The sequence below is a fragment of the Pantoea sp. sgz302252 genome (assembly GCF_042610525.1).
Lineage (GTDB): Bacteria > Pseudomonadota > Gammaproteobacteria > Enterobacterales > Enterobacteriaceae > Erwinia.
Genome location: NZ_JBHDVM010000006.1, coordinates 200606 through 216031 on the forward strand (window position 1 = coordinate 200606; position 15426 = coordinate 216031).

General features: G+C 51.2%; 9 protein-coding genes and 2 CRISPR repeat arrays. All 9 genes read right to left on the bottom strand.

Features of this window, described 5'->3' with window-relative positions:
- Positions 1 to 24: 24 nt before the first annotated feature.
- Complete coding sequence (gene yacL / locus ACETPC_RS13235; RefSeq protein ID WP_380181974.1) at positions 25 to 387, bottom strand: protein YacL; 363 nt, start codon at positions 385 to 387, stop codon at positions 25 to 27.
- 174 nt (positions 388 to 561) lie between these two features.
- Positions 562 to 3159, bottom strand: coding sequence for a bifunctional aconitate hydratase 2/2-methylisocitrate dehydratase (acnB, locus tag ACETPC_RS13240; RefSeq protein WP_380181975.1), 2598 nt, complete (start codon positions 3157 to 3159; stop codon positions 562 to 564).
- 296 nt (positions 3160 to 3455) lie between these two features.
- Positions 3456 to 3957: direct repeats of the CRISPR family, unit length 28 nt; unit sequence TTTCTAAGCTGCCTGTGCGGCAGTGAAC.
- Positions 3958 to 4094: 137 nt separating this feature from the next.
- On the bottom strand, positions 4095 to 4649 hold the full coding sequence (cas6f, locus tag ACETPC_RS13245) for a type I-F CRISPR-associated endoribonuclease Cas6/Csy4 (RefSeq protein WP_380181976.1): 555 nt from the start codon (positions 4647 to 4649) through the stop codon (positions 4095 to 4097).
- 9 nt (positions 4650 to 4658) lie between these two features.
- Entirely contained in the window at positions 4659 to 5663 is a 1005-nt protein-coding gene (gene csy3 / locus ACETPC_RS13250) for a type I-F CRISPR-associated protein Csy3 (protein ID WP_380181977.1), read from the bottom strand.
- An 18-nt stretch (positions 5664 to 5681) separates the two neighbouring features.
- On the bottom strand, positions 5682 to 6638 hold the full coding sequence (gene csy2 / locus ACETPC_RS13255; RefSeq protein WP_380181978.1) for a type I-F CRISPR-associated protein Csy2: 957 nt from the start codon (positions 6636 to 6638) through the stop codon (positions 5682 to 5684).
- Positions 6635 to 7981: a type I-F CRISPR-associated protein Csy1 gene (gene csy1, locus ACETPC_RS13260; RefSeq protein ID WP_380181979.1), complete on the bottom strand. Its 1347-nt coding sequence runs from the start codon at positions 7979 to 7981 to the stop codon at positions 6635 to 6637. The genes csy2 and csy1 overlap by 4 nt, the downstream gene beginning before the upstream one ends.
- 508 nt (positions 7982 to 8489) lie before the next feature.
- A complete protein-coding gene (gene cas3f / locus ACETPC_RS13265; protein ID WP_380181980.1) occupies positions 8490 to 11747 on the bottom strand; it encodes a type I-F CRISPR-associated helicase Cas3f in 3258 nt (1085 codons plus the stop codon).
- On the bottom strand, positions 11744 to 12721 hold the full coding sequence (cas1f, locus tag ACETPC_RS13270; RefSeq protein ID WP_380181981.1) for a type I-F CRISPR-associated endonuclease Cas1f: 978 nt from the start codon (positions 12719 to 12721) through the stop codon (positions 11744 to 11746). The genes cas3f and cas1f overlap by 4 nt, the downstream gene beginning before the upstream one ends.
- Positions 12722 to 12864: 143 nt before the next feature.
- Positions 12865 to 14093: a CRISPR direct-repeat array (repeat unit 28 nt; unit sequence TTTCTAAGCTGCCTGTACGGCAGTGAAC).
- A gap of 252 nt (positions 14094 to 14345) precedes the next feature.
- Complete coding sequence (locus ACETPC_RS13275; RefSeq protein ID WP_380181982.1) at positions 14346 to 15338, bottom strand: aldo/keto reductase; 993 nt, start codon at positions 15336 to 15338, stop codon at positions 14346 to 14348.
- Positions 15339 to 15426 lie beyond the last annotated feature (88 nt).

Consider the following 15426-nt stretch of genomic DNA (forward strand, 5'->3'; position numbering starts at 1 on the left):
ATGAGCAAATAGTTACAGGCTGGTTTAGCGTCCCTGCAGGAAGCTGCGGTAAGCGGCAATCACCGCCAGAAAATCTTCCACGCCACAGAAGCAGAGGCTTTCTTCATCGTAGTAGCTCATGCCCTCTTCCATCTCGTCGCCCTCAATGCTGAGCAGGTTAGCACGCACGATCACCTCCTCTTCATCCAGCCAGATGGTGTATTCGCGGCCCACTCGTTGCCACTGGCGCTCGCTGCCTTTAACTTCCGCTACGGCGGCTTCCACCTCATCCAGCAGCACTAAATTGTCTGCCGCTTCTTCGTTAAACCAGTGGCCGATAGCCTCGTGGCCCATCGACATGCGTACTTTTACCTGACCGGTAACGTCGCGTAAAAATTCGTATTCCATGCTGTTTTCCTCTGAACGGCTTTGCCGAGGGCGCGCATAATCGCCGATAGTTATAATTATCGCAACAATCTGCCGGAAAAACAGCGACCACCTCCACAGCCAGTGGTGTTTATTGGCGCATAAAAAAATCCGGCGCTGAAAACAGCCCCGGATTTTTATTTAGTAGCTTAAGCGTTAAACCGCCGTCTGGAAAATCACGCCGTCGGCTTTCTCAGTGTACTGGTTAAGCTGATCGAAGTTCAGATAGCGATAGGTATCCACCGCTGTCTTATCCACCTGCGCCATAAACTGCTGGTACTCGTCCGGCGTCGGCAGTTTGCCCAGCAGCGAGGCGACCGCAGCCAGCTCGGCAGAAGCCAGGTAAACGTTCGCGCCGGTACCCAGACGGTTCGGGAAGTTACGGGTCGAAGTGGAAACCACCGTCGCCCCGTCAGCTACGCGCGCCTGGTTGCCCATACACAGCGAGCAGCCTGGGATTTCGATGCGCGCTCCGCTTTTACCGAAGACGCTGTAATACCCTTCTTCTGTTAGCTGCGCCGCATCCATCTTGGTTGGCGGCGCCACCCACAGACGCGTCGGCAACTGGCCTTTGTGGCTATCCAGCAGTTTGCCAGCCGCACGGAAGTGGCCGATGTTGGTCATACAGGAACCGATAAAGACCTCGTCGATCTGCTCGCCCTGCACATCCGACAGCAGACGAGCATCGTCCGGATCGTTTGGCGCGCACAGGATTGGCTCTTTGATATCGGCCAGATCGATTTCGATCACCGCTGCGTATTCCGCATCCGCGTCGCCTTCCAGCAGCTGCGGATCCGCCAGCCATTTTTCCATGCCCTGAATACGACGTTCCAGCGTGCGGCGATCGCCATAGCCTTCCGCGATCATCCACTTCAGCAGAACGATGTTGGAGTTGAGGTATTCAATGATCGGATCTTTGCCCAGCTTAATGGTACAGCCAGCCGCAGAACGTTCGGCAGAGGCATCGGACAGCTCAAACGCCTGCTCGACTTTCAGATCCGGCAGGCCTTCGATTTCCAGGATACGGCCAGAGAAAATGTTTTTCTTGCCCTTCTTCTCTACGGTCAGCAAACCTTGCTTGATGGCATACAGCGGAATGGCGTGAACCAGATCGCGCAGCGTAATGCCCGGCTCCATTTTACCCTTAAAGCGCACCAGCACGGACTCTGGCATATCCAGAGGCATCACGCCGGTTGCTGCCGCAAAGGCCACCAGACCAGAACCCGCCGGGAAAGAGATGCCGATCGGGAAACGGGTATGGGAGTCGCCGCCTGTACCAACGGTATCCGGCAGCAGCATACGGTTCAGCCAGCTGTGGATGATGCCGTCGCCCGGACGCAGCGATACGCCGCCACGGTTCATAATAAAGTCCGGCAGCGTATGGTGCGTGGAGACGTCAACAGGCTTCGGATAGGCCGCCGTATGACAGAATGACTGCATCACCAGATCGGCGGAGAAGCCCAGACAGGCCAGATCTTTCAGCTCGTCGCGGGTCATTGGGCCGGTGGTATCCTGCGAACCTACGGAAGTCATTTTCGGTTCGCAGTAGGCGCCCGGACGCACGCCTTCGGTGCCACAAGCGCGGCCAACCATTTTCTGCGCCAGCGAGTAGCCGCGCGTGCTTGGCGCCACATCTTTCGCCTGACGGAATACGTCGCTGTGCGGCAGGCCTAAAGCTTCGCGAGCTTTAGTAGTCAGGCCGCGACCGATAATCAGCGGAATACGGCCACCCGCGCGCACTTCATCCAGCAGCACGTCGGTTTTCAGCTCGAAATTCGCCAGCAGCTCGCCGGTTTCGTGGTTCAGCACTTCGCCTTTATAAGGGAAGATGTCGATCACATCGCCCATATTCAGCTTGTCGACATCCACTTCGATCGGCAGCGCGCCCGCATCTTCCATAGTGTTAAAGAAGATTGGCGCGATTTTACCGCCCAGCACCACGCCGCCGCCTTTTTTGTTCGGCACGTTCGGGATGTCGTCGCCCATAAACCACAGCACCGAGTTGGTAGCGGATTTACGAGAAGAGCCGGTACCTACTACGTCGCCAACATAGGCCAGTGGGAAACCTTTTGCCTGTAGCGCTTCAATCTGTTTGATTGGGCCGATCGTGCCAGGCTGATCCGGTTCGATGCCATCACGGGCGTTCTTCAGCATCGCCAGCGCGTGCAGTGGAATATCCGGGCGTGACCAGGCATCTGGCGCAGGAGAAAGATCGTCGGTATTGGTTTCGCCGGTAACTTTAAAGACGGTAACAGTAATTTTTTCCGCCAGCTCTGGGCGCGACAGATACCATTCGGCATCGGCCCAGGACTGCATGATTTGTTTGGCGTGCGGATTACCGGCTTTGGCTTTTTCTTCCACATCGTAGAAGTTGTCAAACATCAGCAGCGTATGGGACAGCGCTTTGGCGGCAATCGGTGCCAGCTTTTCGTCGTCCAGCGCTTCAATCAGCGGATGAATGTTGTAGCCGCCCTGCATGGTGCCCAGCAGCTCAACGGCTTTTTCAGGAGTAACCAGAGGAGAGGTCGCTTCGCCTTTGGCGACAGCAGCCAGGAATCCGGCTTTTACATAGGCCGCTTCGTCAACGCCCGGCGGAACTCGATTAATTAACAGATCGGACAGGAATTCTTCTTCACCCGCTGGCGGGTTTTTAAGCAGTTCAACCAGCGCGGCCATTTGGGAAGCATCTAATGGTTTAGGAACGATCCCTTCGGCAGCACGCTCGGCAACGTGCTTGCGGTATTCTTCTAGCACGACGTTCTCCTCGCTCACAGTGTAATAACCGGGCGCCTTCAGGCTAACCGCAAAAGGTTTTGCGTTCTTTTCTGTAGGGTGAGGTGCCCGGTTTCGCGGAGGCCAGCATAGCAGGATTTTGGTGCGATGTTAATCTGTTTACAAAAAAGCAACATCGTTAACATGGTAAATTATCCACATAGTGTGCAAGCCTTATCTTTATTGCCTTGGGTGTTAATTTAGCCAGTTAACCAGTCAGAGCTTGTTGTTAAGGCGGCATAGCGGTAAACGAGCCCGCTTCCGGCCAGGCTCTTTTTGCTGCCTGTACGGCAGTGAACGCTAAGGCGCAACGGCTCCGGAGGCTTTAATGTTTCTAAGCTGCCTGTACGGCAGTGAACGACAGCACCAGCAGCACTGATAGCGGCGGCTGGTTTCTAAGCTGCCTGTACGGCAGTGAACTTTCGGGCCGCCGGTGACTTCGGCAAGTACCGTTTCTAAGCTGCCTGTGCGGCAGTGAACGATATGCATGAGGCCACAACGGATCCGGCGACTTTCTAAGCTGCCTGTGCGGCAGTGAACTGGCAAAATTATCGCGTCGATCTAATGCAGCTTTTCTAAGCTGCCTGTGCGGCAGTGAACCGCTGCAGCTGATCAATAGTGGCCTGGGCATTTTTCTAAGCTGCCTGTGCGGCAGTGAACCAGAGATGTGCCAGTCTTTCGCCGTTGATAATTTTCTAAGCTGCCTGTGCGGCAGTGAACGTGGTTATTCGGGCATTACAGAGCGTCGGCATTTTCTAAGCTGCCTGTGCGGCAGTGAACTGTTAGCTTTAGCACGTAAATATCTGTACAACTAATAGTTCTTTCATTTTTGGTTAAAAAACCCTTTTTTCCGACTGTAAATATCGTCCTTTATATTCAATCAGTTACGTAAGGCTATAAAAAAAGGGTCTTCACTGTCAGAACCAGGGGATCGTTGCTTCGGCGCTCAGGCCATAGCTGCTGAACATGCCTGCAGACGGCTTTTCTTTTAGCGGCCCGTGTTCAAAAAAAAGCAGCCATGTATGGCCGTTTGAATGGCTTTTCATCGGCAGAAAAGGCAGCCTGCCGCGCTTTTCGTTTAGCACAGTGATTTTCTCTTGTGCTTGTGCTGGCGTCAGCCAGCCTTTTCTTATTGAACGGCGGCGTAACCGTTCGGCGCTGCTTTTATACTGCACCCTTCTTACTGTACGATAACGACAGCCTTCTGGCACTGGCCGAATCGATTTGCAAAAAATGTATTCCTTAAGGTTATCGAACCACTGAGTAGCAGCAAGCGCTTTTAAGTCTTCCTGATTGCCATGCAGCCGCAAGCGGTTGCCAGGCGTTAATCCTACGGCAGGAAAACTGACGCCAATTCGTCCTTCCCCAGCCTGATTTAATTTCAGATGAAGTTGAGCGAAAAGCGCAGCCATCAAGACCTCATCCGTAATTTCCGGATCGGGTAAGATAATGACATCCTGATAATATTTCATGCCGCCGTCCTATTCGCTTTTCTCGCCAAAGACGCCGCCACGGATCAATGTGGCGATAACATAATGCTGTTGCTCAACTGGTGGCGTCTCTCCTTTGGTCACCCAGTTATCTAACAGCGTATAAAAGTCCATTTTTTGTTTTGGCTGGCGATAAGCCAGACCACGGCTGGTCACCGAGCCATAGGGCTCTACTGCAATCGGCCCCATATCGGGTTCGTCAGCTTTAGGATACCAGGTATCGATAGTGCGCAACGCGTTGCCAATTTTTTGCGAGTGCATGGCTGCCGTTCCTTCAACCTGATACAGCACCTTGCTTTTTTTACTGTTGCTGTCCAGTACCAGCTCCTGAGAAGGAAAGATTTCCTGCCCATTGCCCAGCCGTACAAAAGCCTCCACGTTTAGCAGGACAAAAGCTTTTCCGGCCAATCCTTCGGCAATAGCCTCCGCCAGCTGTGCCAAATCACCCTGCGGTTGAGAAAAAGCACGCATATTGTAATCGTGAGCATTAAATTCCCAGCTTTTCTCGCCACGGCTTACGTTAACTTTGATCGTTTCCGCGCCAATTCTGTTGCGCCACAAAAAACGCCCGTTAGCGATATTTTCGGCATAGCGTGCGGCCAGTTCGCCAAAACCGTGCTCAGCTATATACCCCTTAATAACTTGCGTCAGTTCAGCCTGGTAAGGCTGATCGTTACAAACTGAAGGCGTGGCAAGATTCCCCAAAACGCGCAGTGTGAAAACAACTTTTAACGTGTCGTTATCTGCCGACAGCGCCGCCACATCCACACGCTGAAGATTAGCTTTTTGGATTTCAGCATCCAGCTTCGCCGGATCGCTCGCTAATGCATTTTTAAGACGATTAGAGATGGTGCCGCGCACTGCTTTTTCCTTTATCGCTATTGGCTGCCACGGCTCTTCCTGCTGCCATTTCCCGGCAAACATTATGCCGTCGGAATTAGCTAACTTTTTCTCGAAAGCAAGTACGGAAGCGGTTTTGATAGTTGCTTTAGCCATTGTTAATTTCCTTATTAATTAATCGTCATTAAATTCGTCTTCGAATTCTTCGTAAATCATTGAGCTTACCGCCTGGCCGCTGCGGCAAAGGTAATGTTCGTTTTCATACAGATGATGCCATAGCAGCTCTTCGAGCTGATTTATACGATGCAAACTGCGCCATTCTCCAACACCATATACCGCTTCGACAAAGCAGAATTGTGTCTCGTTATCCCGTGAGTTAGCGACCTGGCCTGGTTCAAATACTGGGGAGATAGCGCGATAACCTGTCATTAACGGCACCAGAAAACCGCTCGCCGGTTTCGGCTGATATTCCCAGCGCGCCTTATCGCCCGGCTGCGGATCTTCGACTTCCGTTACGGCCCGCATTTTCAGACTGGCGAAATCAAGCCAGGCATCCAGCATTTCCGCCTGCGGATGCTGCTGCTGAAGTTGTTTAAAATGTTCAGCCAACAATGGCGAGCGATCCAGCAGCGCAAAGCCAGGCAACAGACGACGCAGGATCTTTCGCGTCGCTTGCTCTTCTTCTGGCCAGCTGATTACATCAACTCGTTCAAGGTTGTAGATTATGCCGCCGGCCAGCCGCTGCATCTGGCAAAGCTTATAAAGGTGCTGCGCCAGCGCCGCCGCGCCCTGTTCGCCACCTTCAATACTGCCTTCGCACTGCAACAGCAGCGAGACAGTAAGATGCATCCGCCCTTCTTCATTAAATGGGGCTGTTTTTGCCTCTTTGGTTAATGGATTCCGCGTCAGGGAAAAGAGATGATCGTAACCGGATGAGTGCGCATGGATCTGCTGCTGATGGCAAATAACGCCGCAGCCGTTCAGGCTTAACCTGTGGCTTTTTTCCAGCTTGCGCGACAGTGCATGTGTAAAGCCGAGAAAATTAGTAATAGCGGGAAAACCCCATGTAAATCCTGCAATGGCATTGGCGTTTTCCACGCGCAGGCGGCGCAAAATAATCAGATGGCTCATAACAGCTCCTCTTTCAAATCCTGTTCCATTTCACGCAGGCGATTTTTAAATAATGCTGCCGTTGAGAAATAACGCCGTTCCACCTCCCCCATATTCAGCGGAGTAACGCTAAGCTGGCGGCTTAGCCAGTAGCCAAAATCCCGTGCGACTTCAATTTTCCAGTCGCCCGCCTCCCGCTCAAATCGAAAATTTTCGTCAGTATTACTCCGAAACGGGTCCAGCCAAAACTGCTGCGCTTTTTTTAGCTCGCAGTTTTCATTTTCACTCCAGCGGGCGAATTCTGGCTGCTGAATACCGGTTACGTAGTTAAATAAGATATCGATAATTTCATCGACGTAACTTGCGCGCTGCTGGCGGATTTGTTCATTGTTAGCTTTGTTATAAACACCGATCAAATGCCGTTTCAGACTTTCCACGCTCGAGCGCGCCAGCCGTGAAAACTCACTGCGGAAATGGAAAATTGACTTGTATTTTAAAGGCGGCTTATTGATAGATTGCCAGACCGGGGCAGCGCAGGACAATAGCCGGACTCTGCCGCCGCGAGTGCTGTTAAGGTAAGAGATATTTTGCGGTTTAGTGCCGCCAAAGTTTTGGATAGCAGTATTTAGGTAAAGGGTTCTGAGCTGACTGTGCCAGGTTCCGGCTTTAACTGCGGCGGCAATCTCTTTAGCCTCATCGCTAAAACGCGATACCGTCAGGCGTTCATGTAGCGCATGAGCCAATGACGTCGGGAAAAGCGGGCTGAGAAGATGATACCGGCCATCGCCAATTGGAAAATAAATCTGTTTTGCCAGCTTGTGTGAGGCTGGATTAAAAGCAGATAACACCTGTTTGAACCCTGCAACCCATTCCGCCAGCTGCTGCTCATTTTCCGCCAGTGCCGCCAGCGCGGAACTATCGTTTCGGAGCAGGCTGGCAATCAGCGAGTCGCCCCGATATTCAGTTTGCAATAATTTGGCAACATCAAGCGCGGCAGCGTTGCCGACTGCGTCAAGTTCAGGAATATTTAAAAAAGCGGAAGAAAGACAATCTGTTTTTTTAGCGCCAGAGGATTGATAAAAGCTGCTGCCTTTGGCATCGCTATGCGTATATTTCAGGGCGTGAGTCACCAGGCTAATCTGGCTCGCTCGCCTGGCCGCATCGCTTAGCCAATTTCGCGTTTCGTACTTCCGATCCAACTCTGCGTACTGGCTTGCATAGTCGTTTTTGACTGCGGCCTGTTCCACTCCTAACTGCGCACCTGCCAGCACTTTTGCCTCTTTTTTTTCCAAATCCTCATGCTTCAGCGATTTCCGCTCTGCTATATACGAGACGATAAATGATGAAAGTCCTTCTTTTGGCATCCTTTGCCTCCACATTATTAAAACTTATTTATCTACAAAAACTGAGATTAATGAAAAATATATCGATTTTACCGAACCTTGGCTATCCATTATGTTTACATTTTTGATGCCTTGCTTTGATATGGCTATACAAAGCACTATCAATATGATAACCCCTAGCCCAATTAAAGAACTTTTCTTCAAACTCTTAAATCTCATAATTCCACCTAAGTATTTGTATGCAAATCACCACTGCGGCCTTATATGTCACGCCCTTATACACCGCTCAAGCTGATAATTAAACAAAAAGTAAATAAATTATTATGAATTTAAGACTGAAACGCTTCTTTAAAATACTTATTGGGGATTTTAATTAAGCTTATGGAATTAATTGACTTTTATTTAAAATATACTTGCATAGCAGCATTGAAACGTTATCATTTAACCACTACCGAGCAGGTAGCTTAGAAATAAGTTTCTGTCACCTAAGGTGATAAACTTCCTTCCTGCCGTACAGGCAGCGGCGCACTCAGTCGAGTGCGCCAAACACGCCCAACAGCGGATGAAAACGCCACTCCTCATCACGTTCAGGCAGCCGTATCTCCCCGAACCTTTTGCTGACTTCCACCAGCTCCATACGCAGTTCATCGGCCAGTCCCGTATAAAGCTGCTGATAGTCCGGCTTTATCCACATGGTTACGTCTTCCGCCAGCTCAGGATCGGCAATATTATCAATAGCACTTGTTTTCTGCCCGGCGAATCCCTCATCCGGTTGGTAAAAAGTCGGCTTTTCCCCCTCGTCCTCAATCAGCAAATAATGCAGCCGATCGGGCGATGACTGCCGAAAAGGCCGCCGCTTTTGCATCTCGCCACACCAGCTCACCGGCTTACGCCACCACAGCGCCGCGCAATATTTTTCTGGCTCCCGCTTTTTTCCCAGCAACTCTGTACGCAATCTGACGTGTTCCAGATCGACAAAATGCTCAAAAGGCCCGCTCGTTTGCATGCCTTTGCGTTCCTGCACGCGCGGCCTGGCATCAATTACAAAATTTTCTGTTTCGGGCAACAAATCGTGAAGATCATGACTGGCAAACCGAAACCTGTCGCTTTCAAAGCCGGGATGGCTATAGGCGACCTCACTCGGAGAGCGCAATGCCCGATAATTTTTTCGCAGCAGATAAATATTGGCCTCTGAAGGCGCAAGCTGCCTGTGGCGCTGCACGCGTCCGGCCAGCTGGATTAATGCGCGCATTGAGCTAGGTTCGGCAATAGCCCAGTCGAAATCGAAATCCCTGCCAACCTCACATACGGGGCTGGCCAGCACCACAAACAGGTGGTGCTGTGCCTGGCTGTTTTTCAACGCCTGTTCTATTTCCGGGACTTTCCAGATCACCTGTTCATCGTGGCGCGTCAGGACTGCTTCCAGCCGGTTTTCTATATATGAACGCATCGCCAAAGGGTGCCTGCTGTGATAGATACAGTAATGGATCTGCGTATTTTCCGGCGCGGCCTTTGCCAGCAAACGCTTTGCCACCGCAACCAGCGGATTGATATTCGCCATGCGGATCACGCCCAGCGATATGCACTTTCCGCTTCTCTCATGTTTTTGATGATGCGCCTGATGAAGCGCAAGCATAGATTGATAAAACGTTGCCGCCAGCGCATCCAGCACATCGCTTTCTTTGACGCTCCTGGGAGTAACTTCCACCAGCTTGCCTCTTCTGAGCGCCTTAGCATGTTGTAACTTAATTACTCTTTTCACTACAAATGCATCGTGCTGCTGCCGGAATTCGCTGCCCGTCGTAATATCCTGATATAGCGCTTCATGCTCATCGAACCAGGCACAGCAGACCGGCGGCGCAGCTTCCGTCAGCCCGGCGTTTTTATGCCATTCGGCGCGGCCATAACGATAGGCGTTGTAAAGCGCAAGCACTAATGCGGGAGGTAAAGTCGCCGAAGAAAGCAGGACGCGCGATCCCAGCATCCCCGCCCAATTTACCAGTCGGCATAGCGCGGGAAGATCGTTGATATCGAAGTCGTCTGGCTCATCCAGCACCAGATCGCTCGTTAATAACCTGAGCATCGGCGCTATCTGCTTGCCACCGCGCAGCCCTTCTGTGGCAGGAATAAGGTAGTCAATGGTGCTTATTAGCACTGGCGCGCTCAGCAACTGATGCAGTTTTCCTTTTTTTTGCAGCCAGCGGCTGAGCCTGCCATCGTCCAGGCTACCGTCGTAGCGTACGTATTGATGCTCATAAAAAAGCGCTTCGGTAGACTGGCTGCCTGTATCCTTTTCTTCTTCATCACTGAAGTTGTAATGCTGATGCAGATCTTTTACCGCCTGAGAGCCAATCATCATTGCCAGATCGTCTTCTTCAAGCCGTAGTCTTTCGCGCAGGGCTTCTCCTGTTTGCAGCGTCAGGGTACGCAACCCCAAAGCAACGCTAAAACGACAGCCCAGCTTTTCATCGCTCAGGGCATACATAATACGGGCATTAGCAAAAGTCTTCCCGCAGCCTGTGGAAGCCATATTTACGCCGAAAAACCCCTGGCTTTCGGTTTTATCGCGTACCGAAGCAGCCAGATCGAATGCGCGATCCTGCCATTGGTAATTTTTATTTGTCGCACGGGCGCGGAAGGTTTTGTGCCGCGAAATCGACGGTAGCGTTTTGCGCAGGTGCGGCAGGCTGTTGCCCAATAATAAAGCGTTCTGCGCTACGGCAAGATTATGTTCATCCAGCTTCTGCTTACCCAAACGCTGTGCTTCAGTATTGGCGAATGCTGCATAGTCGGCATCCTGCCAGCCAGGCGTGGCGGGTAAAGAGGAGTAGTAATGGTCGGCAAGCATCAGCGTCAACCTTGCCATATGGCAGGTGAACAGCTGACTGATCTGAGCAAAACGCAACAAAGAAGGTTGAGCAAGCGCGCGGCGAGCAATTTTTTGCGCTTTGGCGCGCCAGATGCGGCTTCCGATCGGCGTTCCCTGCGCAAAAGACCACTGCTTTTTTAGCTCCTTGCTCTGCCAGTCATGTTTTAAATGATTCAGCGCATTCCAGACCGGTTCCAGCTGATGAGTCAGCCAGCTCTCCGTTTCGTTCAGCTGCGGCGGATTGCTCCGGCCTGTAGGATACACCGGCAAGCGATGGTGCGACACGATAAGCCAGGCAACCGTCGCAGCTACGGGCGGCAGAGTAGTAAAAGGATTTGTTGTAGTGGGTTCATGTATTAACCTGTTAAGCATTTCCGCTTCATCTTCGGTGTGAACATTGGCCAGGGCCTGTAACCATTGCGCATCAGTTCTTTCGCCAACCCAGGCACAGAAAAGCCGTAGCGATACCCATTCATGACGATAAGGCTGATAAGTTTTTCCTTCGCCAAACAGGTTTTGTTGAAAAAGCTGGTTTGCTTTGCCGAAGTCATGGAACAGGCCCGCTATAGCCGCTAGCAGGCCAATCGCGTGCGCGCTTTGCCACTGGTTTTCATCCTGGCTTTTCAGCACGTCGCGTTCTGTAGTATTTGTCGGTACGCTGCCGTCACGATTAAAACGCCGTAAATTTCCGACAATCCAGAGCAGTTCAGTCTGGCCGGAGCTTTTAATCCAGTGGCAGGCAACGGCGGTATTGCGCCTGGCGGTTTTACGCAGTAATTTTCGCAGTGTATTCGCGCCTTCCAGCGTGATAGCTGTCTGCCAGGTTCTTTCGCCTTTACGCTCTGCAAACTGATCGATAATACGCCGCGTTTCATCCAGCGCTCGCTTGTTGCACTGGGATATCAGTAAAATATTCATTTATTCGCCCGGCCAAAGTAGTCTGCCGTGGTTTGCAGCGTTTCGATCATCAGATCCAGCGCATCTGCCTTTTGCAGTCTGGCGATGCAGCGCTGACGAAATTCCTGCTCGTCTTCTCCCGCCATCGCGGAAATAAACGCCTGTGGTAAAATCAACGCGTCTTTAATTATATCTGCCACATCAAAAACCAGGCCGCCGCGCCTGGTTTTACCATGCAATACCGCCAGGCCGTGCGGCAAACCTGTAACCCAACAGGCGGTAGCAGCCAGCCCGTAGGCCAAATAATTGCCATGATCCAGATAACGGTTAGCGACATCCGAACCGCCGCCACGCTTTGCCCGGGTAAAGTCACCATATTTTGTGGCTTCCGCCGCCAGCTTATAAAGTGCTTTTGTCAGCACTGCTTCCTGCGTTAACAGATATTGCACGCTGGTGCAGGTAATCAGGCTTTTTTCGAAACGTTCAAGCAGGAACTGAAGCGCGGATGGCTGAATAATAAATTTCTCTTGCCTCGCTACACGCTCGTTTAACCAATGCTTTTTTATTTGTTCGATGCGAACCCGCTGGAAAGCGATTGCCACCGAAACTCTTTTCTCTTCGTCGAACCAGAAGCTTACCCAATTTTGCAGGTACTCGGTGGGACGATATTCACTTTGCGAGGTTAGCCAGGATACGGCTGTTTCTACTTCATTAGCGGCATAGAGCGGCGTGCCGTTACCGCCGCAAAAACCCACCAGCACGCCAGCTCTGGCAAATTCGCGCATGGCGGCCTGAGTAACGGAAGTGCCCGTGCCCAACATAATGACCGTGGTATTGGCGATGGGGATATTCCAGTAAAGCGAACGCTTTCCCTCATCCGTGACATATTCTACGCGCCCGCCGTTAACCAACACGCGGCAATATTGCAGGTAATAGATATTACTGCGCTTTGAATGAAGGATAGTTTTTAGATCGGAAGGTTTAAGCTGTTCCATACGCATTCCTTGCGTTTGGCCAACAGAATATCGGCCCGGTTTTACTTTTAGAGACCGAACAGTGTATTAAAACATCAAAAAAATTAAAGAGAGAATGGTAGCAATTTTATCTGTTACTGACGCAAAGACTTCGGCACGATGCATGACCAGCCTGCCTGTACGGCAGTGAACTCCTATTCGCGGGAATCAGTACAAAAGCGTCGTATCTAAGCTGCCTGTACGGCAGTGAACTCATCCATCGTTATCTCCTCATGAGTTTATGATTTCTAAGCTGCCTGTGCGGCAGTGAACGGCACAACAGGCGAGAGCATTTAGCGGGTGTATTTCTAAGCTGCCTGTACGGCAGTGAACATCGTTTCGATTTCGCGTTCTCCGCAATACCATTTCTAAGCTGCCTGTGCGGCAGTGAACAACAGGGGCCGCTAAAACTATTAATCCGGTTTTTTCTAAGCTGCCTGTACGGCAGTGAACTTCCGCATCCGACTCGCGCGGCTGGATAATCATTTCTAAGCTGCCTGTACGGCAGTGAACTGGCAGTTTTGGCCAAACCTGTGGCGACATCGTTTCTAAGCTGCCTGTACGGCAGTGAACACTAATGGCAACTAGCTGTCCGGTCGCTAGATTTTCTAAGCTGCCTGTACGGCAGTGAACGTTCAGCGTCATGGCTTCATCAAGCGGTAGGTTTTCTAAGCTGCCTGTACGGCAGTGAACTTCGCGGGTGAACTTAGGCGCGCCAAATTCATTTTCTAAGCTGCCTGTACGGCAGTGAACAATTGGGGGATAGTTTGCGGCAGGTCTGTAATTTTCTAAGCTGCCTGTACGGCAGTGAACACAACGTGGAAGGCGCGCGGCTGGCTGGTTATTTTCTAAGCTGCCTGTACGGCAGTGAACTTTTTCATCTTAAACCGACCTGATATCACTGATTTCTAAGCTGCCTGTACGGCAGTGAACTCATAAATCTTATGAGCGTTATACTGATATCTTTTCTAAGCTGCCTGTACGGCAGTGAACGCCTTGAGCCGTTTTTTAACGAACTTTCGCAATTTCTAAGCTGCCTGTACGGCAGTGAACACCCCGAAACCAATTGCTGTATCGGTTCCTCCTTTCTAAGCTGCCTGTACGGCAGTGAACTTGGAAAACCCGCTGACGGCTGCCAGCACGGGTTTCTAAGCTGCCTGTACGGCAGTGAACAGTAACCCGGCCTTCTGCTCATATTCCAGCTGGTTTCTAAGCTGCCTGTACGGCAGTGAACCTATGAACCGTATCAGGATGTTGGCGGCGTATTTTCTAAGCTGCCTGTACGGCAGTGAACAATTTTGGACGTGCGAATCCCTGCCCGGTTAATTTCTAAGCTGCCTGTACGGCAGTGAACTGTTGCCGATGCAGCATACCGCTTTCATTAATAAAGGTATTTGACCAAAACCCGGTAAAAACCCTCTTTTTTCCCCTCACTAAAAATGATTACATATCAACTACTTAAAAACAGCTTCAAAAAAAAGGGTTCGCCAGTCCAGGCTGGTTTTTCATTCGCCTTTCCGCATTCGTTGTATAAAAAAAGCCCGTAGCGACAGAGCTGATAAACAGCATGTCGCCACAGGCTCTAACCATCAACAAAACAGGTCGGTTACCGCTCTACCAGCGCAAACTCTTTATCGCTGTAGCGTTCGCCCGCAATATTTTCCGGACTGAAAAGACGATCCAGCAAAGCCACGTCGTCCGCTGCCAGAGCAATATCCGCCGCACGGCAGTTATCTTCCAGATGCACAATCTTACGCGCGCCCGGGATCGGCACTATATTCGGCCCTTTCGCCAGCACCCAGGCCAGGGCAAGCTGCGCCGCCGTACTGTTATAGCCCAGGGCCATTTCGTTCAGCTGAGCCACCAGCTTTTCATTATGCGCCAGCGCTTCCGCCTGAAAGCGCGGTAGCGTCCGGCGATAATCCTGCTCATCCAGCGTTGAAGGCGCCGCCATTTTCCCGGTAAGAAAGCCACGGCCCAGCGGGCTATAAGGCACAAAACCAATGTTTAGTTCGCTACAGGCAGCCAACACGCTATTTTCTACACCCCGGCTCCACAACGAATACTCGCTTTGCAAAGCGGTAACGGGATAGACGGCATGAGCGCGGCGCAGCGTTTCAGCGGAAACCTCTGACAGACCAATGTGTAAAATTTTGCCTTCACGGACTAAATCGGCCAGCGTTCCCATCACTTCTTCGACCGGTACAGCTGGATCCGGGCGATGCTGATAAAACAGGTCTATCGCTTCAACATTCAGTCTTTTTAATGAGGCTTCGGCCACCTTGCGAATATTCGCTGGCTGGCTGTTTACACCTTTGATTCGCTCCCAGCCTTCCCCCTGCTCGGTAATATTAAAGCCGAATTTGGTAGCAACCTTAATTTTTCCGCTATAGCCTTTTAGCGCTTTCGCTATCAGTTTTTCATTTTCAAAAGGGCCATAGACTTCCGCCGTATCCAGAAAATCCACGCCCAGTTCAAAGGCCCGGTGCAGTGTAGCGATCGCTTGCTGCTCGTCGCTTTCGCCATAGGCAAATGACATTCCCATGCAGCCAAGACCCAGTGCGGAAACTTCTAATTTTCCTAACGTTCTGCGTTTCATTATTTTTCTCCATTGATAAGCGATGGAGCAGTTATACTTTGCGCCATTAAAATCAACAATTGGCACTTTTACAGCGGATTGATGAAGG

Bases quoted from the DNA above. Each gene is read 5' to 3' on its own strand.
- cas3f (WP_380181980.1), bottom strand. From the start codon at position 11,747: ATGAATATTTTACTGATATCCCAGTGCAACAAGCGAGCGCTGGATGAA.
- cas1f (WP_380181981.1), bottom strand. From the start codon at position 12,721: ATGGAACAGCTTAAACCTTCCGATCTAAAAACTATCCTTCATTCAAAG.
- cas6f (WP_380181976.1), bottom strand. From the start codon at position 4,649: ATGAAATATTATCAGGATGTCATTATCTTACCCGATCCGGAAATTACG.
- ACETPC_RS13275 (WP_380181982.1), bottom strand. From the start codon at position 15,338: ATGAAACGCAGAACGTTAGGAAAATTAGAAGTTTCCGCACTGGGTCTT.
- csy2 (WP_380181978.1), bottom strand. From the start codon at position 6,638: ATGAGCCATCTGATTATTTTGCGCCGCCTGCGCGTGGAAAACGCCAAT.
- yacL (WP_380181974.1), bottom strand. From the start codon at position 387: ATGGAATACGAATTTTTACGCGACGTTACCGGTCAGGTAAAAGTACGC.
- csy1 (WP_380181979.1), bottom strand. From the start codon at position 7,981: ATGCCAAAAGAAGGACTTTCATCATTTATCGTCTCGTATATAGCAGAG.
- csy3 (WP_380181977.1), bottom strand. From the start codon at position 5,663: ATGGCTAAAGCAACTATCAAAACCGCTTCCGTACTTGCTTTCGAGAAA.